The organism is Planktotalea sp. (genome assembly GCF_018607965.1).
Classification (GTDB): Bacteria; Pseudomonadota; Alphaproteobacteria; order Rhodobacterales; family Rhodobacteraceae; genus Planktotalea.
Window position 1 is genome coordinate 62,739 of the sequence record NZ_JABBAM010000095.1, and the last position, 18,907, is coordinate 81,645.

The 18,907-nt window shown below is 52.7% G+C and carries 21 protein-coding genes and 2 pseudogenes; 4 read left to right on the forward strand and 19 right to left on the reverse strand.

Annotated features, from left to right (window positions below; genetic code table 11):
- Nucleotides 1–4: 4 nt before the first annotated feature.
- Nucleotides 5–568, forward strand: a complete 564-nt coding sequence (locus QZ279_RS09155) for a TlpA disulfide reductase family protein (protein ID WP_293450087.1) — start codon at nt 5–7, stop codon at nt 566–568.
- Nucleotides 569–667: 99 nt separating this feature from the next.
- On the opposite strand, the pseudogene QZ279_RS09160 reads toward QZ279_RS09155, so the two are convergent.
- The 13 genes and pseudogenes from QZ279_RS09160 to pyk all read right to left on the reverse strand — a co-directional run bounded on the left by QZ279_RS09160 (nt 668) and on the right by pyk (nt 11,508).
- A pseudogene (locus QZ279_RS09160) lies at nt 668–1,728 on the reverse strand (Hint domain-containing protein).
- A 74-nt stretch (nt 1,729–1,802) separates the two neighbouring features.
- Nucleotides 1,803–2,771 (reverse strand): lipid A-modifier LpxR family protein, encoded by a 969-nt coding sequence (locus QZ279_RS09165; RefSeq protein ID WP_293450089.1) that lies wholly within the window; start codon nt 2,769–2,771, stop codon nt 1,803–1,805.
- 193 nt (nt 2,772–2,964) lie between these two features.
- Nucleotides 2,965–3,423 (reverse strand): Lrp/AsnC family transcriptional regulator, encoded by a 459-nt coding sequence (locus QZ279_RS09170; RefSeq protein ID WP_293450091.1) that lies wholly within the window; start codon nt 3,421–3,423, stop codon nt 2,965–2,967.
- Nucleotides 3,424–3,542: 119 nt separating this feature from the next.
- Nucleotides 3,543–3,917, reverse strand: a complete 375-nt coding sequence (gene mscL / locus QZ279_RS09175; RefSeq protein WP_293450134.1) for a large conductance mechanosensitive channel protein MscL — start codon at nt 3,915–3,917, stop codon at nt 3,543–3,545.
- 168 nt (nt 3,918–4,085) lie between these two features.
- Entirely contained in the window at nt 4,086–4,532 is a 447-nt protein-coding gene (locus tag QZ279_RS09180) for a YtoQ family protein (RefSeq protein ID WP_293450093.1), read from the reverse strand.
- Nucleotides 4,533–4,588: 56 nt separating this feature from the next.
- A complete protein-coding gene (pheT, locus tag QZ279_RS09185) occupies nt 4,589–6,985 on the reverse strand; it encodes a phenylalanine--tRNA ligase subunit beta (RefSeq protein ID WP_293450095.1) in 2,397 nt (798 codons plus the stop codon).
- Nucleotides 6,986–6,999: 14 nt separating this feature from the next.
- Entirely contained in the window at nt 7,000–7,314 is a 315-nt protein-coding gene (locus QZ279_RS09190; protein ID WP_293450097.1) for a hypothetical protein, read from the reverse strand.
- Entirely contained in the window at nt 7,314–7,898 is a 585-nt protein-coding gene (locus tag QZ279_RS09195) for a hypothetical protein (RefSeq protein WP_293450099.1), read from the reverse strand. Before QZ279_RS09195 ends, QZ279_RS09190 begins: the two co-directional genes overlap by 1 nt.
- Before the next feature lie 8 nt (nt 7,899–7,906).
- Nucleotides 7,907–8,971, reverse strand: coding sequence for a phenylalanine--tRNA ligase subunit alpha (gene pheS / locus QZ279_RS09200; RefSeq protein ID WP_293450101.1), 1,065 nt, complete (start codon nt 8,969–8,971; stop codon nt 7,907–7,909).
- A gap of 137 nt (nt 8,972–9,108) precedes the next feature.
- On the reverse strand, nt 9,109–9,474 hold the full coding sequence (gene rplT, locus QZ279_RS09205; RefSeq protein WP_085306864.1) for a 50S ribosomal protein L20: 366 nt from the start codon (nt 9,472–9,474) through the stop codon (nt 9,109–9,111).
- Nucleotides 9,475–9,487: 13 nt separating this feature from the next.
- Nucleotides 9,488–9,688: a 50S ribosomal protein L35 gene (rpmI, locus tag QZ279_RS09210; RefSeq protein ID WP_293441546.1), complete on the reverse strand. Its 201-nt coding sequence runs from the start codon at nt 9,686–9,688 to the stop codon at nt 9,488–9,490.
- Nucleotides 9,689–9,802: 114 nt separating this feature from the next.
- Nucleotides 9,803–10,027 carry a hypothetical protein gene (locus QZ279_RS09215; protein ID WP_293450106.1) on the reverse strand — a complete coding sequence of 75 codons (225 nt, stop codon included), beginning with the start codon at nt 10,025–10,027 and terminating at the stop codon, nt 9,803–9,805.
- Nucleotides 10,028–10,062: 35 nt separating this feature from the next.
- Nucleotides 10,063–11,508, reverse strand: a complete 1,446-nt coding sequence (gene pyk / locus QZ279_RS09220) for a pyruvate kinase (RefSeq protein ID WP_293450108.1) — start codon at nt 11,506–11,508, stop codon at nt 10,063–10,065.
- Between the two features lie 134 nt (nt 11,509–11,642).
- Between pyk and QZ279_RS09225 the strand changes: the two genes are divergently transcribed.
- Both QZ279_RS09225 and QZ279_RS09230 read left to right on the forward strand, forming a co-directional pair.
- A complete protein-coding gene (locus QZ279_RS09225) occupies nt 11,643–12,383 on the forward strand; it encodes an N-formylglutamate amidohydrolase (RefSeq protein ID WP_293450110.1) in 741 nt (246 codons plus the stop codon).
- A 25-nt stretch (nt 12,384–12,408) separates the two neighbouring features.
- On the forward strand, nt 12,409–12,708 hold the full coding sequence (locus QZ279_RS09230) for a DUF1244 domain-containing protein (RefSeq protein ID WP_293450112.1): 300 nt from the start codon (nt 12,409–12,411) through the stop codon (nt 12,706–12,708).
- Nucleotides 12,709–12,710: 2 nt separating this feature from the next.
- Here QZ279_RS09230 and QZ279_RS09235 read toward each other — a convergent pair whose 3' ends face one another.
- The 5 genes from QZ279_RS09235 to dgcN all read right to left on the reverse strand — a co-directional run bounded on the left by QZ279_RS09235 (nt 12,711) and on the right by dgcN (nt 17,144).
- Nucleotides 12,711–13,580, reverse strand: coding sequence for an OmpA family protein (locus QZ279_RS09235; RefSeq protein WP_293450114.1), 870 nt, complete (start codon nt 13,578–13,580; stop codon nt 12,711–12,713).
- The gene (locus tag QZ279_RS09240) at nt 13,573–14,151 is read right to left on the reverse strand and encodes a BON domain-containing protein (RefSeq protein ID WP_293450116.1); all 579 of its coding nucleotides are present in this window, start codon (nt 14,149–14,151) and stop codon (nt 13,573–13,575) included. The genes QZ279_RS09235 and QZ279_RS09240 overlap by 8 nt, the downstream gene beginning before the upstream one ends.
- A gap of 92 nt (nt 14,152–14,243) precedes the next feature.
- Nucleotides 14,244–15,107, reverse strand: coding sequence for a D-amino-acid transaminase (locus QZ279_RS09245; protein WP_293450118.1), 864 nt, complete (start codon nt 15,105–15,107; stop codon nt 14,244–14,246).
- Between the two features lie 9 nt (nt 15,108–15,116).
- Nucleotides 15,117–16,082, reverse strand: coding sequence for an N-acetyl-D-Glu racemase DgcA (gene dgcA / locus QZ279_RS09250; protein ID WP_293450120.1), 966 nt, complete (start codon nt 16,080–16,082; stop codon nt 15,117–15,119).
- A 60-nt stretch (nt 16,083–16,142) separates the two neighbouring features.
- Nucleotides 16,143–17,144, reverse strand: coding sequence for an N-acetyltransferase DgcN (gene dgcN / locus QZ279_RS09255; protein ID WP_293450122.1), 1,002 nt, complete (start codon nt 17,142–17,144; stop codon nt 16,143–16,145).
- 285 nt (nt 17,145–17,429) lie between these two features.
- Between dgcN and QZ279_RS09260 the strand changes: the two genes are divergently transcribed.
- On the forward strand, nt 17,430–18,386 hold the full coding sequence (locus QZ279_RS09260; RefSeq protein WP_293450124.1) for an L-malyl-CoA/beta-methylmalyl-CoA lyase: 957 nt from the start codon (nt 17,430–17,432) through the stop codon (nt 18,384–18,386).
- Here QZ279_RS09260 and QZ279_RS09265 read toward each other — a convergent pair.
- A pseudogene (locus QZ279_RS09265) lies at nt 18,383–18,877 on the reverse strand (zinc ABC transporter substrate-binding protein). The gene QZ279_RS09260 and the pseudogene QZ279_RS09265 overlap by 4 nt on opposite strands.
- Between the last annotated feature and the right edge of the window lie 30 nt (nt 18,878–18,907).

Genomic DNA, 18,907 nt, shown 5'->3' on the forward strand with positions numbered 1-18,907 from the left:
GAAAATGAAAAAGATTGTTGCTGCGATGATGTATACCGCTCTGCTGATGGGTGCAAACGTTGCACACACTGACATGAGCACGTTTTCCGAGATGCGCAGCGGTGACATGCTCAAACTGAACTTCCACACGGAACCCAAACCCGTGTCAGAGCAACCCTACATAAAAAACGATGGCTCAAACGGCTCGCTCGCAGATCATCAAGGCAAGATCGTTCTTTTGAATTTCTGGGCCACTTGGTGCGCGCCATGTCGAAAAGAAATGCCGATGCTCTCAGAATTAAAAACCGAACTGGGCGGCGACGCGTTCGAAGTCGTAACGCTCGCCACAGGCCGCAACGCACCACCTGCGATGAAAAAATTCTTCGACGACATCAATATCGCCAACCTTCCCCTGCACCGTGACCCAAAGCAGAAAATTGCACGCGATATGGCTGTCCTCGGCTTGCCCATTACAGTTATCCTAAACACAGAAGGCTTAGAAATCGCACGCTTGCGTGGTGACGCAGACTGGTCCTCCGACAACGCAAAAGAAATCCTGCGCGCGCTCATCAATGAAGCGAAACAGTAACGCTTCACCTTTTCAAAATATCCCAGAGTTTGAGGCAGCGCCTCAACCCGCCCCGAAAGGGGCTAAAACTGCGCGTCCCTTTCGGGACGCACAATAAACTTAAGCAGCTTGGTGCGTTAAAATTGCTGCTTCAGATTTGGATAAAATCCGGCGTGCATACCCACCATAGCTGTTAGGGTCAGACTCAAGTTGGTCATTCACCATGGCCAATCGCGCTCGATCTTTTTCAGGGATCGTCGACAACGCTGTAGACGCCGGATGGAAACTTTCTGTCTCGACGCCATTGGCCAAAACAATTTGATGGCTCGGTAACATCAAATGAATATAGGTCACCTGTTTCACTTGCGTGTCCAATATAACCGTTGACCCGTTTAGCAAGTCTTTCGCGGCAACAAGAACTTTGGGTGTATTGAACAAATCACGTGCAATTGCGCCTTTGACCAACATCCGGTGGTTCAGCGAGACCAAAAATTCCTGATCTGGTTGATCAACGTTGAACGCACCCACACTGATTCGAATTGGACGCAGTTCGGGCATCGCAAAAAGCCGCGCACCCGTCATACGCCGTGCACCAATCCATTGGATATCTTGCGCTCCGCTATCGCGGGTTTGCAATTGATCCCCTTCGCGTAATTCCTCGACTAAACGCGCATTAGGCGTGTCGATCATCGTCCCAAGTGTAAAACAAATGGCACCTCCCTTGGACACCGAAACCATATCGTGGCTGCGGATATCAATTGTGTGATGCACAATCCATAGATCAACGTCTCTTGGTGGCATTTCATCAAGAAACATCAGCAACGGCGCCTTACTTCCAGCTAAGTCAATCAAAGTGATTGTGTAACTTTGCGCACCATCAGTCGCCACGAAACTACTGTCGCGGATCGGGTGATCTACCTCAACGTCATCTAAGTCATTTACATCAGTCAGCGCCGCGCCAACTAATTTTCGTACCATTTTTGCGGCGCGTTTGCGAATCTCGCATCGCCGTTTGCCTCATCCAATCGCAACAAGTCCGCTGGTCCGTCAACGCGTGTCGCGTCGCCAGTCCAAGCCCATGCCGTACCAACATCCAAGGACTGCAGTGGAACAGCCCTCATACCATCTAACTTTGTTAACGACCAAGATATGACAAACGTGCCTCGAAAGCCCGTTTTCATCCTCTAGTCCTGCCTCATCATTTCTTTTTTATTACCAGGAGGTTAACAAGCGAAGTTAAAGCTGGGAAGAATTATTAACTATGCACCTTGGGATTGTGGCTAGAATGTCTCAGACATTTCAAAGCCAACCGAACAGACCCAACAAGCTGATCGCTCGCTTGGGATTTAAATTCGCGGCCCAAATAGGTAATTCCAACAAAGCCATGCCCTTTTTTTCTTTGCCAATGCATACCTGCACGCACACGGTCCCGACGGTCTGTTAAAACCAATCCCTGACTGCTTGGCAAATATGCGCTTTCAGAAACGATGGCCGTATCAAAACCAACGACAAAAGAAACACCGCCGCTGCCACTGCCAAGACCCATTGTGCGATAGCGCTGCCCCGTGATCCCGTCACGAACCATAAGATCGCCCCGCGTCATTCGCCCAATTTCAAAATCAACGCCCCCTCGCACCAGCGTTTCAACACCTGCGCGTGCTTCTACAAACGGACGCACCTGTGAACGTGAGTCAAGTGCGAAGGGCTTTCCAAATTCAACGACAACACCTGGATAAATTTTGTTTCCAACTTGCGCGTCACGTGTCGATTGGGACGGAGGTGCAACGCCTAGTGCATCGTGTAGCGCGGTTTGAAACTGATCCAAACGCGTATTTGGTCCAACAGCAAAAAGCTCACTGCCCATCGCGATTTCAATGCCACGCTGCTCATAATGTGTATGTAATCCTAGTGCTACAGACCCAGCAAAAGGTCTATCGCCTGCCGCGGCGTTAACCAAATTCTCGGGCGCTTTGATATCAGCCTGCACGCGGAACTCTAAAATTTCGCACGCGCGCGTTGGAAGCGATTCACCCCAAGCCTTACCATAAATGCGACTAGACACGTAGGATCCTGTTTGGCCACGATCTTTGAAATCACCCAGGAAATCATTGTTCACCAAACGGCCATACCCAAGTTGAACGATGTTTTGAGCATTCACATGAAACGGTGCAAACACGGCAATGCTGACGATCGCTGCTTTCACCGCAATGTAAAATCCACGCATATGAATATTCCCGTTTCTAAGCTTCAAGGTTACCTGCCTACCCGCCTGCCGTGCATCAAACCAGTCTTCAGCACGCATATCGCGCATCCAAGAATTTTCTGTGCCAATTCAGTCGCGCAGAGCGAGGTCGTACCACCATACAAACTACACAATAGTGGCCTGAGTTTGACCCACTACAGAGCGAAAAAACAGTCTAGACCGGCAAAGCGGTTGTCTTAAAAACGGTCCTCAGCGCAAACGAACTTTGCATTTGTGCAACCCCGGGAAGGCGCGCAAGGTACTGGCGATGAATGCGCGCAAAGTCTTCCGTATCCTCAGCCACAACCTTAAGCAGGTAGTCAGCACTTCCTGCCATCAGATGGCATTCCAACACATCCGGTATGCGCGCAACCGATTTTTCAAAGGCATCAAGGACATCATCCGCCTGTCCGCGTAGTGTAATTTCAACAAAAACCGTAGATGGCACACCAATTTTACGAGCATCTAACAACGCCACGTAGTCACGAATGTACCCATCATTTTCCAACCGCTGCACACGCCTATGACACGCTGACGGCGAAAGGTTCACCTCTTCTGACAAGGTAGCATTCGACATGCGACCGCTTTTTTGTAGCTCCGTTAGAATGCAGCGGTCGATTGAATCAAGGCTCATTACGCAGCTTTCCAGTCATAAATGGTGTTTGTCTCAATCGTTATCGCATTAAACACAATGCGCATAAACAAAAAAACCCGCCATCACTGGCTGGCCTTCCAATCTCCCCTGAGGGTAGATTACTTCTTCAACGCTACAAGGATGTCAGCCAAAAGCTCTTCCTGCGTTGGACCCGCAAGTGCCGGTGCTGGTGCTGCTTCTTCAGCCTTCTTCATTTTGTTGAGCGAACGCACCAACATGAAGACAACGAATGCGATGACCAAGAAGTTGATGATCGCCATGATGAAGTTACCGTAAGTGAATGTTGCTTCACCAACAGACGCGGACAGACCAGCAAAATCAACGCCGCCCATTAAGAGACCAATCAAAGGATTGATCATGTCTGCAACCAAGATGCCGACGATTGCAGTGAACGCTGCACCGATGATGATACCAACGGCCATGTCCATGACGTTGCCTTTGGCGATAAAGTCTTTGAATTCGTTTAGCGTAATATTTTCCCTTAGTTCCCGTTTCCCTTAAGTGCGCATTTTTTGTTTTTTGCATTTGCGCTGGCGCACCATGAATAGCTCGCACGGAACTGTCACTGTTTTAATGGGAAAAGAAACATGCATTTGTCGTAATGTTGGAAGAATGTGGCGTGCTAACCCAGCGCGACCAACTCAAGCGGGCAGGCTTCCAGTCAAAACATAACGCAGAATTTCCGCAACTTGCTGCGGCTCTGAACATACAGCAAGCGCCGCGGCATCCACCTCTTTCAAAGCATGTTGATGATCGTCACCGTGCAACACGATCAAAGACTTGCCAAGCGCGGCCGCATAGCCTGCATCAAATGCAGCATTCCACTGCTTGTACTTGTCGCCAAAGCGCACAACCACAACGTCCGCATCCGTAATCCCTTTGCGCGTGCGAATAGCGTTCACCATCGCACCCTTGTGATCATGCCAATACTTGTTGGTTTCCGCGCCCAAGATTGCGACACCGCAATCATCACTCGCTTCGTGATCTGTCACAGGCGCAGAAAAAGACACATCAAGACCGCGCGCGCTTTCGATTATCTGCTCACGCCAATCGGAATGAATTTCACCCGACAAATAAACCTTAAGCATTGCGTCTTCCTCTCTCGCTAAATATCCCCGCCGGAGGCATTCTTATCAGAACACCATTACCCGCGCAGAACACCGCCTGTTGCCTTGGTGACTTTTTCGATGATCTTAGCACCAACCGCTTCGATCTCTGCATCTTTTAGTGTCGCATCAACAGGCTGCAAACGCACCGTCACAGCGATGGACTTCTTGCCCTCGCCTAACGATCCACCAACGAACTCATCGAAAACGCGCACATTTTCAATCAGCGCTTTTTCCGCACCCGCTGCCGCGTTGACCAAAGTCAGCGCTTCTACATCGCTGTCCACAACAAATGCAAAATCACGCTCAACCGCTTGCAAGTCACGCATCACCAAAGCAGGGCGTGTGGATGTTTTCTTCTTCGGCAAAGGCACTTCAGCAGGCCAGATCGTAAAGCCCATTGCAGGGCCTTTTACATCCATCGCGGCCAGCACTTTGGGATGAATTTCACCAAACACGCCGAGAACCTTCTTCGGCCCCAGACAAATTTTTCCATGACGACCAGGATGCCACCATTCTTCTGCACCGCGCAGAATTTGAACCTTCGCAGGCGCGCCAATCGCGGCCAAGATCGCCTCTGCATCGGCTTTCACGTCAAACACATCCACCCCGCGCGACGTACCATGCACGTCTTTAGGACCCGTACGACCAACAATCAGGCCAGACACCTGAACATGCTGTTCACCCGGCTCACCACCGCTGAACGCTGTACCAACCTCGAACAAGGCTTGATCCATCAAGCCACGCGCCTGATTGCGCGCAGCAGCTTGTAACAAACCGGCCAGCAACGCAGGACGCATATGGCTCATCTCTGAACTGATCGGGTTGGCCAGCATCGTCGCATCAGACCCGCCACCAAAGAGCGCGGCAGACGGCTGATCAATGAAGCTATACGTGATGCATTCGTTATACCCCAAAGAGGCCGCCGTACGTTTAGCAGAGCGTTCACGCAATTGCGCAGGCGACAAGATCGCGCGCGTCACGCCGTCGTGCAAACGCGGCAAAGGCTTGCCCACAAGGCCCGTCAGCGATTCAATGCGCGCAACTTCTTCAACCAAGTCCGCTTCGCCCAAAACGTCAGGACGCCAACTCGGCACTTGCGCCATGTCGCCGTCCATCACAAAGCCAAGCGCGGTCAACGTCGCGACCTGCTTTTCGGCGGGGATCACCATGCCAACCAAAGACTGCACACTATCTGTATCCAACTTATAGGCGCGCGACACATCAGGAACGGCGCCCGCTTGCAGCACTTCAGATGCTTCACCACCCGCGTTGTCCACGATCATACGAACCGCGTGCTCCAAACCTTCCAGCGTGAACGCCGGATCAATACCGCGCTCAAAACGATAACGCGCGTCAGAATTAATCTTCAACGCACGACCCGTGTAGGCGATTTGGATCGGATCCCAATACGCGCTTTCCACGAAGACATTGACAGTCTCTTCGGTGCAGCCCGTTTCAGCACCACCCATAACACCCGCAATGCTTTCAGGACCGCTGTCATCAGAAATAACCATCTGACCCGCGAGCAGCGTGTATTCCTTATCATCAAGCGCGACCATCGTTTCGCCACCCGCTGCGCGGTGAACGCGCAGGTTTCCGTTGACCTTTGCCATGTCAAACACGTGCAAAGGACGGTTGCGATCGTATGTGAAGAAGTTCGTCACATCGACAAGGAAACTAATCGGACGCAGCCCAATCGCGCGCAAAGCGTCTTGCAACCAGACAGGGGACGGTCCGTTTTTCACGCCCTTGATCACACGACCAAAGAACACAGGACAGCCATCCAACGTGTCCGCTTCGATGCTGATGTCAATGTCAGCTTTAAAGCTGGCTGCAACAGGTTCAACATCACGCGCCTTGAGCGTACCCAGACCACGTGCTGCCAGATCACGGGCGATGCCACGAACGCCAAGCGCATCAGGACGGTTCGGCGTGATCGCAATCTCGATCACCGAATCAACTTTGCTCGGATCATTCTCTGCCAGCCAGCTCACGAAGGTCTGACCCACTTCACCCGAGGGCAATTCGATAATACCGTCGTGCTCTTCCGATAACTCCAACTCACGCTCGGACGCCATCATCCCGTGGCTTTCAACGCCGCGAATGTTGCCGACCGACAGCGTAACATCAATGCCCGGAACATAATCGCCCGGCTTACAAAGCACGACCGTAATCCCCTCGCGCGCGTTCGGCGCACCGCACACGATCTGCTGCATGCCAATGTCCGTCTCGACTTGGCAAACGCGCAAGCGATCCGCATCTGGATGCTGCTCTGCTGTTTTGACCTTCGCCAATGTGAAGGATTTCAGCTTGTCAGCGGGGTTCGTGACCTCTTCCACTTCCAGACCCAAATCGGTCAAAGCGTAGAGAATATCATCCAAAGACGCGTCTGTTTCCAGATGATCCTTCAACCAGGACAGTGTGAATTTCATGTCATATCTTCCTGTTACTTAAGGCCAAGCGCTTCACGAGCAAGCGCATGCCAATCTGTGTCGATGCGCTCAGGCACCTGTACCCAATCCTTGAACGGCCTGCCCTTGCCCGAAGGGTCAAACGGCACGGCCTCAAGGTGGGTCGCGAAAATTTCTTGAACGCGTGTCACGCCCAGCTTAAACACCATGCAGTCTTGGAAAAACGACAACACAGGCTTGCCCCCACCCAGCTTTGCACAAGTCTTGTCGAACATCTGAGTGATCTCAAGGCTAGGAGACTCGTCGCGCATTTCGTCGATGAAGTCGGTGAAGGCTTGGGGGATAGCCATTAAACAAAGCCTTTCGATAGATCTAGCAACAATTGAATTATGAAGGCACCACCAAAAATAATCAGCATCCACAACAACCAATAGGCCCAGTTAGGATATTGGCGAACAGTGAAGAAATCAACGAGTTTGCCAATCGCTTCTTCACACCGAACGGACACGATGAATGCAGCGCGCTGATTCAAATAAACACAATCAAGAGAAACTAATTCTCGTGCACCCACATAAGGAATCGTGACCAAACACTGCCCATTCTCAATGGTTTCATAGAAAACTTTTTGCGCTGGATTGATAGCAATATTTCTTGGAAAATGACTAAGGACAAGGCTGATGTCAGTCGCCGCCTTTCTGTCTTCATTCAAAATGAAAAACTGCTCGCTATATATCTCCAAAAAATTGTCAGGCTCTTCATCGCTCTTATTCGCAATGTTGAGGTTGTGGAGGCTACTATGTGCTCGGCCAAAAACTAGTTTAGGTTTCAGACGAAACAGATAAAAAACCAAGGCACCAAAAAGCGAGAACGCTAGAGCAACGTACTGGTCACCGTGTTCGGCAACTAACTCCCAAATGGTTGTTAAAACATCCATTGATCAGCCTAAAACCCCGTCGCCAAGTTCGGCTGATCCAAACTCGCAAACCCATAATGACGCAACCAGCGCAAATCTGAATCAAAGAACGCCCTCAAATCAGGAATTCCGTATTTCAGCATCGCCATGCGGTCGATGCCCATGCCGAACGCAAAACCCTGCCATTCAGCGGGATCAATGCCACCCGCTTGCAAGACCTTGGGGTGCACCATGCCAGAACCAAGCACTTCGAGCCAATCATCGCCCTCGCCCACTTTGACAGAGCCATTTTCCCAGCGGCACTGGATATCCACCTCTGCGGAGGGTTCCGTGAACGGGAAATGCGAGGCGCGGAAACGGGTTTTGACTTCGGTTCCGAAAAAGACCGAGAAAAACTCTTCCAACGTCCATTTCAGGTTCGCCATTGAGATATCTTTGTCGATGGCCAAACCTTCGACTTGGTTGAACATGGGCGTGTGCGTTTGGTCGTAATCCGCGCGGTACACGCGACCCGGACAGATGATGCGGCACGGTGCGCCGTGCGCTTCCATGTGACGGATTTGAACAGGCGATGTGTGCGTGCGCAAAACATGCGGCGGGCGATCATCACCCTCTGCGCGATGCGTGTAGAACGTGTCCATCTCGGCGCGCGCAGGGTGGTGGCCTGGGATGTTCAACGCATCGAAATTATACCAATCAGACTCAATCTGTGGACCCTCGGCAACCGCAAAACCCAAATCAGCAAGGATCGCTGTGACCTCATCCGTGACTTGGCTGATCGGGTGGATCGTTCCCGCAGGACGCTGGCGACCGGGCAGCGTCACGTCCAACCATTCACCGCGCAGACGTTCGTCCAATGCGGCATCCCCTAGCGCTGTTTTCTTCGCAGCCAGCGCCGAATTAATCTCGTCCCTCAACGCATTCAGCATCGGACCCGCCGTTTGGCGTTCCTCGGGGGACATCTTGCCAAGCTGGCGCATTTGCAGGCTGATTTCGCCCTTTTTGCCAACGGCCTGAACGCGCAAGTCTTCTAGCGTGCTTTCATCCGATGCGGCCGCGATTAAGCTGACGTATTTATCTCTTAGATCATCCATGGCGGGCCTCTTAGAACTTATGCGCAAAACTGCGTGCAAACTGTTGGCTTGGGATTACCCGCTTGGCCCAGATCGCACAACGAAAAAGGCCCCAACCAATGGTCAGGGCCTCTTAATTCTCTACCCTTCAAGCGCGATTAAGCGGCCAAAGCTGCTTTCGCTTGTTCAACGATCGCTGTAAATGCGTCTGGCTCGTTTACTGCGAGATCGGACAGAACCTTACGGTCTACTTCGATACCTGCAAGCATCAGACCATTGATGAAGCGGCTGTATGTCAGCGCCTCGTCGTGGCTGCGCACAGCTGCGTTGATACGCTGGATCCACAATGCACGGAAGCTACGCTTACGATTCTTGCGGTCGCGTGTCGCGTACTGGTTCGCTTTATCAACGGCCTGTGCTGCGACTTTGAATGTATTTTTACGACGTCCGTAGTAGCCTTTGGCTGCTTTGACGACTTTACGGTGACGGGCGTGGGTTACTGTACCACCTTTAACGCGTGACATCTTTCAAATCTCCTTAGCGAGCGTAGGGCATCATCGACTTGATGATTTTCTCATCAGGAGCCGATAGCGTGGTTGTTCCACGTGCGTTGCGAAGGAACTTGTTAGAGCGCTTGATCATACCGTGCTGTTTGCCAGCTTGCGCTGCTACAACACGACCGCTCGCCGTTGTTTTGAACCGCTTTTTGCAGCTCGATTTTGTCTTCATCTTGGGCATTTCCGTCTCCTTTTAGGGTCGGTAGGAACGCGTACACTCGGCATGCCACTTAAGCCGGACTCGCGCATAGAAAGGGCCGTTTAGGATAGGCCCGTAGATTCCGCAAGTACTAAGTTAGCCATGCAAGTCGCGTGTGACCTGCACGAACACATCCGGGATTTCGTCAAAGCTGTACCCACCTGGTTTGCGGGTCACCGCCCACACAACAAGGGACCCACCCACGATAAGCATCAGGGATCTCATGCGCGGTGTTCTGCTATCAGAAAACGCCGACATTATTGCGGGGATCGCAAACCCCGCAATTAGCGTTCCAAAAAACAAAGCTAGATCATAACTCATACCACATTCCTAACACTTAGAAGGTGATCGCAACACTACTCTGGATCGGATGCGTAAATCAAACGTTCCTCACAGGGTGCAACCCTAAGAATGTTTGTTGTGCCTGGAATGTTAAACGGAACACCCGCGGTCACAACGATCTGATCTTTCTCCGTTGCCAATCCGCTAGACCGCGCCGCGCGCGCTGCTGACACAACTGCGCTCTTAAAGCGCTCAAGCTCAGCGGTTTTTACGCAGAACGTGCCCCATGTCAGTGCAAGGCGACGTGCCGTACGCGTCTCTGAGGTCATCGCAATGATCGGAACACGTGGACGTTCCCGCGCTGTCAACAATGCAGTCGTCCCACTTTGCGTAAAACAGCAAATCGCTTTGATTTCGGTCGTTTCCGCAATTTCACGCGCCGCCGCAACGATGCCATCGGCAACAGTTGTGCGCTTTGCAGTGCGTGAGGCTTCCAGAATTTCTGTATATGTTGGATCGCTCTCAACTTCGCGCGCCACGTTGTCCATGGTTTGAACTGCATCAATCGGGAAATCACCCGCCGCACTTTCAGCGCTTAGCATGATCGCATCCGCACCTTCATAGATCGCGGTCGCAACGTCAGACACTTCTGCACGCGTCGGCATTGGGCTTTCGATCATGGATTCCAACATCTGCGTTGCAACAATCACAGGCTTTGCCGCCGCACGACATTTACGGACCAAACGCTTTTGGATCGGTGGGACGTTCTGCACGGGCAGTTCAACGCCCAGATCGCCACGCGCGACCATGATGCCATCTGAGGCATCCAGAATTTCGTCAAAGCTGGTAACCGCGGACGGCTTTTCAATCTTGGACAGCACAGCAGCGCGCCCTTTAACCAGATCACGTGCATCCCAAACATCTTTGGCACGCTGCACAAAAGACAACGCCAACCAATCAACACCGAGTTCACAAACAAATTCCAGATCCGCGAGATCTTTTTCAGACAGAGCAGCCAAGGGCAGCACTACGTCCGGCACATTAACCCCTTTGCGATTCGAAATTGTGCCGCCAATAATCACTTCGCAATTGGCAAAATCCGCACCGCAGTCTTTTACCTTAAGACGGATCTTACCATCGTTCACCAGCAGGGAGGATCCAGCTTCCAACGCTGCAAAAATCTCGGGGTGGGGCAATGTTATACGCGACAAATCACCTGTTGTGTCATCCAGATCCAGACGGAAATCAGCGCCAACAACCAGCTCTTCAGACCCGTTCTCAAATTCTCCAACACGCAACTTAGGCCCTTGAAGGTCTGCAAGAATACCGATCGGACTATCCAGATCCGCCTCGACCTTGCGAATAATCGCATGCATTTCGCCAATCTTGTCGTGACTACCGTGGCTCATGTTGAGACGGAACACATCTGCGCCCGCTTCGTGCAATGCACGGATCATTTTATAGTCGCTGGATGCTGGCCCTAGCGTTGCTACGATCTTTACACTGCGGTTGCGTCTCATACTTAATTCCTCAAATCCGGTTCAGCTACGTCAATCACGATAATATGTTACCGCTAACAATTCGTTGTGCTTATTGCGCATTTCCATTTGCTCGGCAACTGCCTTAATGCTTAGCGAAACTAGGAAACAGATACGTGACATACCAGCCTTTCTTTGAATACGGAACCACGCGTTCCAGCCGTTGGACTGTGACCAGTGATCATGCCGCCAACACCGTTCCTGACTTTGTGAACGGTGGCGATCTTGGTATTGCCACGACAGATATGGCCCGCCACATCGCGTTTGATATAGGGGCTGCAGGTCTTGCGCAGATGCTAGGCGACTTATTGGACGGCCCAGTGATTTGTTCAAACTTCTCGCGCCTTGTGATTGATCCAAATCGCGGTGCAAATGACCCCACACTTTTGATGAAACTCTACGATGGGACAATCATTCCCGCCAACCGCCACGCAGGTCCGAAAGAGCAAGAAAAACGCATGCAGGCCTGTTACCACCCCTATCACAGCGCACTAGACACCTTGATGAAACGTCGCGCGGATCCTGTCTTGTTGTCGGTCCACTCTTTCACACCTCAGCTCAAAGGCCGCCCGCTGCGACCTTGGGAAATTGGCGTCCTTTACGCGGATGACACGCGCCTTTCGTCCTCGCTGCTTGATGTCTTGCGCGCAGAACCTGATTTGACCATTGGCGACAACGAACCCTACACTGGCCACCTGCCCGGCGACGCGGTCGATACGCATGCGTTACAGCACGGCCATCTGAATGTGTTGGTAGAGCTTCGCAATGATTTGATCGAAACCGAAGCACAGCAACAAGATTGGGCAACCCGCCTCGCGCCTTTGCTTGAAAAAGCTCTCGCGCGCACCAAACACTAAATACACACCGCCAGGAGATCCCATCATGGACGAACAAACACAGCTTGAACTTGAAGCAGCCGCCTTTCGCCGTATGCGCGATCACTTGGCTAAGCGCACAGATGTGCAAAACATTGACATGATGAATTTGACGGGCTTTTGCCGCAACTGCTTGTCGCGTTGGTATCAAGAGGCCGCAAACGAGCGCGGCATCGAGATGAGCAAAGATGAAGGCCGCGAAGCATTCTACGGAATGCCCTTCAACGAATGGCGTGACCAATTTCAGGCCGACGCATCAGACGCGCAAAAAGCGGCGTTTGATGTATCTCACAAACAAGCGACCTAATTTTATCGTTGCCCCCAACGCAAAGTCACGCGCCGGTTGGCTGCGCGACCTGTGTCGGTGGCATTGTCTGCAATCGGTTTGCTGCCACCGTAACCAATCGCAGAAATCGCATCCGCAGAAACACCGCTATTGATCAAAGCTGCGCGCACAAAAAGCGCGCGGTTTGCGCTGTGTTCGAACTTGCCATTGCCCGTGTTGTCCGTATGGCCTGCAAGTTCAGCACTCAGGTTTGCGCCCCGAATGCAACGGTTCAGGATAACCGCCAGCCCACTGATCACGGGCGCGCTACGTGCATCGAAATCGGCAACACCGCTTGCGAAATTGATCTTAGCGCTTGCGAGGAAACCGTTGGTCTGCTCCGTACAATTGCTCAATGTCGGCGTGAAATCAAACGCCTGCATCCACGCTCCAAACTGAAACTGTACTTGCACACCCGTGATCACATTGACCCGCCGCGCGCCATCTTGCGGCAGCGTTTTTAACGTGGATAAAGAAAGCACCGTGCCTTCTGCAAACTCCGCTTTCATTTGATCAGCAAGCTGCGCAGCATCTACATTTGGTGCAACAACGCCTGTCAGACTGGCAACGTCCTCTTTCATAGTGAATGTGATATTTTCCAACTGAGGAAGCCATGGCTTTAACGCACTTAAAGCAGCCAGAACCACTGCCGGATCACCCTTCTCAACAACCACAGCATCACCCGTTGCTTTCAATTCGCACAGCGCCTGAGCGATTTGCACCACGTTCAAACCAGTTGGCAACGTCCCTGTCACCGTCACACCACGACCGATATCAAAAGCGATCTCATAGGCCACCAGCAGACCATCATCACGCGTTTCAATATCGCTTTCAAACGTGAAGCCATCAGGCAAAGTAACAGAAGCAAGGAGGGCCGCGCGCGCTCGGCTCGTCAACCAATCCCGTCAAACGCAGGGTCGCACCGTTCAGCGAAACAGACCCCTCCTCCATTTGCGACAGCGCTTTCAAACCCGCACCAATGGCTTTTTCCCACAGTTCTGGCGCACCAGAGGCAAGCGTCAAACCCTCAGCACCAGAAACACCGCTGTTAGCAAAAACCGCGCGCAAATCTTCTGTTGGAACATTGCCCTGTAGCAGAGTTTGCCCGCCCTTGCGCGTTGCAGCGATCATATAGGGTTTAGCAATGGGAAGCAGTGTCAGATCATCGGTGACACCCCGAGCGCCTTCAATCCCGTTCAACGCACCGAGCAGCGCATCGCGTTCGGCCTCTGTATCGGCAAAGCCAGAAATTCGAATGTCACGGCCAGACACCTCGGCTTGCACATTGTGAACCGCGTTTTCTGCAACGCTTTGCGCACGTTCTGAAATCGCGGCCTGCACACCTTTGGCACGTTCGCTTACGCGCCACAGGACAAAACCGCCAACTGCTGCGATCAAAATGACCCCGCCAATTACTTTTTGCATCGCTTCGCCCCTCACATTTCACCACGTGCCCAGATTACAAAAATCCGACACTACGGCAAACACGATAGGCGAAGCTACGCGCAAAGGCTTTGCTAGATCGCTTTCTTGATGCTCTCTTCAAGGTAGATTTCGCGCAAACGCGGCGCAACTTTTCCGGGCGTCCTATCACCCAACTGCGCCCCGTCGATTTCGACGACTGGCATCACGAATGTGGACGCAGACGTGATAAACGCCTCATCTGCTTGCATCGCTTCTTCAATGGTAAAGTTACGCTCTTCCACTTCCATCTGCGCCTCTTTGGCAAACCGCAGAACTGCAGCGCGGGTGATACCGTGCAAGATGTCATTGGATAGGGCGCGCGTGATAATCTTGTTGCCCTTCACGATATAGGCGTTATTGGATGTGCCCTCGGTGACAAAACCGTCCTCGACCATCCACGCATCATCTGCGCCCGCTTTCTTAGCCATCATCTTACCCATAGACGGGTAGAGCAATTGAACCGTTTTGATGTCGCGACGGCCCCAACGGGCGTCCTCGATCGAGATGACTTTGATACCCACCTTCGCAACGGGTGAATTCGCCAGACCCGGCTTGTTCTGTGTGAACAGAACAATCGTTTGCGGCGTTGTTTCTGGATCAGGGAAGACGAAATCACGATCATCCGGCGCACCGCGCGTGATCTGAAGATAGATCATCCCATCCACAATTTTGTTTTCACGCACCAATTCACGGTGGACCTCCAAAAGGTCTTCCTTGGAAATCGGATTGTTCATGTCCAACTCATCCAGTGAACGGTTCAAACGGACTGCGTGACCGTCAAAATCGATCAGCTTGCCACCCAGAACAGACGTCACCTCATACACACCATCCGCCATCAGAAAGCCGCGATCAAAGATCGAAACCTTCGCTTCGTTTTCGGGTAGATATTCGCCGTTTAAATAAACAGTACGTGTCATCGTTCTCTCCTATCCCCAGAGCTTTGAGCTGGGCGGGTGGACGCCAGCGGCGTCAAATTGAAGGGGTGTCGCGCGGTCTTCGGCCAGAAGCAGCGGGCCGTCAAGGTCTGTTACCAATGCGCCTTGTGCAAGCAATGTCGCAGGTGCCATTGCAAGCGAGGACCCAACCATGCAGCCAACCATCACTTGATAGCCCTGCGCCAAGGCCGCCTCTTTCAGCGCTAGCGCTTCGGTCAAACCACCTGTTTTATCCAGCTTGATGTTCACCACATCATACTTGCCCTTCAGCTTGGGCAGGCTGTCGCGATCATGACAGGATTCGTCCGCACACACAGGCAGCGGACGTTCTATCTCGCTTAGGGCATCGTCTTCGCCAGCAGGCAAAGGTTGCTCCACCAGCTCTACGCCAAGGCCAACTAAATGCGGGGCGAGGTCTGCGTAAACATCTGCGCTCCAGCCCTCATTAGCATCAATGATTATCCGTGATTTCGGCGCACCACGGCGCACTGCCTCAAGCCGAGGCATGTCGTCGGGTGTGCCCAGTTTAATCTTAAGCAAAGGGCGGAACGCATTTTCGCTGGCCTGCTTTTGCATCGCGTCCCGCGTTCCTAGCGATAATGTATAGGCTGTGATCTCTGGCCACGGCTTGTTCAAACCTGCCAGTTGCCAAACGGCTTTGCCCGCACGTTTGGCTTCCATATCCCAAAGCGCACAATCAACTGCATTGCGCGCGGCACCTGCGTCTAACAAATCGTAAAGATCAGCGCGCGTGAAGGTTTCAGGAAGCCTGCGAATTTGCGCTTCTACACTTTCTAACGTTTCATCATAGCGCGCATACGGGACGCATTCGCCCCAGCCCATGTGATGACCGTCTTGCAAGCAAACCGTCAAAACCTTGGCCTCGGTACGCGAACCACGCGAAATGGTGAACACCTGCGCGAGCTGAAATACATCGCGCGTGACATCAATTTTCATGTTGTTCATTCCTTGGGTCATTCGTGACGCGCGCAGCCGAGGCCACGCGCGGCAAAAGCATCAGATATCGGCAAGCGCGTCAACCAAGCGATCCGCGCCGTGACGGTATGGATCAACCGCTGGCAAACCCATGCGATCCTCGACCTCTTTCAGATACGCAACGGCAACGTCCTCGGACATATGCTGTGTGTTCACTGAAATACCGACAACCTTACAGGCTAGGTTTCCAACTTGCGCCAACGGCAACGCCGTATCGCGCAACTGCTCAAGCGTTGGCAGTGTGTATGTCGGCAAGCCACGCATGTGTGTGCGTGTTGGTTCGTGGCACAGGATCAACGCATCAGGCTGACCACCATGGACAAGCGCCATGGTCACACCGGAATAGGACACGTGGAACAGACTGCCCTGACCTTCAATCATATCCCAGTGATCTTCGTCATTGTCAGGTGTGAGATATTCAACTGCACCCGCCATAAAGTCCGCGATCACCGCGTCCAAAGGAACGCCGTTGCCTGTGATCAAGATACCCGTCTGGCCCGTTGCACGGAACGTGGATTTCAGACCCCGCTCTTGCATGACTTTGTCCATCGCCAAAGCTGTGTACATCTTGCCCGCAGAGCAATCTGTGCCAACCGCCAAGCAACGCTTGCCTGTGCGTTTGATGCCGTTCGCAATGGGATAGCCAACCGTTGGAACGCGCACGTCGTGCAATGTGCCACCGCTGGTTTGCGCAGCAGCGACCAAATCGCCCTCGTCACGCAACAGATTGTGCAGACCGGACGCCAGATCATAGCCCATCTCAAGCGCTTCGATCAGCACTGTTTTCCAAGCTTGGCTAATGATGCCGCCACGGTTGGCAACACCGATGACAAGCGTTTTGGCACCGGCTGCTTTGGCCTCAGCCAATGTCATGTCTTTGAGGCCCACGTCAGCGCCGCAGCCCTCCAAGCGCAACTGACCAACCGAATTTTCAGGGCGCCAATCTTTGATACCCTGCGCAACTTTCGCAGACAGTTGGTCAGGCGCATCGCCCAAGAAAAGCAGATATGGAGTTTCAATCATGGTAGTCCCCTCGGAATCATAAGTGTCAACGCGGATATTGGCGCGGGAATTGCACGATTATCTCGCGTAATTACGTGGATTTTCATAAATATCGGGAAAATATTGCGTAGATACAAAGTAAATTAGAATTATCTTTCTCAAATCTAGAATTACACACACGCGTCGTGCGTCTCTGCATTGCAGCGCGCACGAATGCAGCTGCAGAAAATTCCCTTGCGAACGCTCTCGCAACGAAATAACTCTAACGCAGATCAAAACGTAATTAAATTACCCGAAAGGTCCGCTATGAGCTTCCGCATCCAACCTACACCCGTTGCACGTCCCAACCGCTGCCAGCTTTTCGGACCCGGTTCTCGCCCTGCGATCTTTGAGAAAATGGCAGCAAGTGCTGCAGACGTCATCAACCTTGATCTTGAAGACAGCGTCGCACCGTCCGACAAAGACAGCGCGCGTGCCAATGTGATCAAAGCGATCAGCGATGTGGATTGGGGCGACAAGACGCTGTCCGTGCGCATCAACGGTCTCGATACACCTTATTGGTATCGCGATGTTGTGGACCTTTTGGAACAAGCAGGCGAGCGATTAGATCAAATCATGATCCCCAAAGTGGGTTGCGCTGCCGATATCTATGCAGTCGACGCACTGGTCACAGCGATCGAAACCGCAAAAGGGCGCACCAAGCCGATTTCATTTGAAGTCATCATCGAAAGTGCTGCTGGCATTGCCCACGTCGAAGAGATCGCCGCCGCCTCCCCCCGCCTCCAAGCGATGAGCCTTGGCGCAGCCGATTTCGCGGCCTCCATGGGCATGGCAACGACGGGCATCGGCGGCACACAAGCCAACTACTACATGATCCACGAAGGCCAGAAACATTGGTCCGACCCGTGGCACTGGGCACAGGCCGCAATCGTCGCCGCCTGCCGCACGCACGGCGTTTTGCCTGTCGATGGACCGTTCGGCGACTTCTCTGATGACGAGGGCTTTGTCGCCCAAGCACGCCGTTCCGCAACCCTAGGCATGGTCGGAAAATGGGCAATCCACCCTAAACAAATCGCACTGTCTAACGAGGTGTTCACCCCCTCCACCGAGGCCGTCGCAGAAGCCCGCGAAATCCTAGCCGCGATGGAAACGGCAAAAGCCAACGGCGAAGGCGCAACCGTTTACAAAGGCCGCTTGGTCGACATCGCGTCGATCAAACAGGCCGAAGTGATCGTGCGCAGTTCTGAGATGATGGGCGGCTAACCCGCCAAACATTCCGTGAAGCTATCTGCAAGTCCTTGCAGCAGTTCGAAATACAGATCAGGGCCGGGCGAAAGTCTGGCCCCCATTGCATCCAGCTCACCTATTTTCGTATCCGTTCCCTCGATCACGACATCCACAAGCCGCGCGCTTTGCTGCAGCTCAGTAAACACACACGCCAATCCATGTTCACGCAACTGATCACGTGCAGTCGCGATCCGCTTCGGGCTTGGCGCTGTCGCATCGCCCAGCGCGATTGAGCCTTCAAATTCAGGACCAAAGCGGCGATCAAAATACTGAAATCCATCATGAAGAACCATTTAGAGCTGCGACTTTACCGCGCTCAATTGCGAATCAATGCGCGCCGTCAGCGCTGTCAAACTCTGCACCGCTTTCAACGCATTCGCGCCGTAAGCATCGGAATTTTCGGGATCAGCGGCACTTAGGCACGTTTCAATTGCACCAATCCATAGTTTGGCATTCGCAGGATCCAACCACCCATGCGGATCAAGATCATCGTCGCC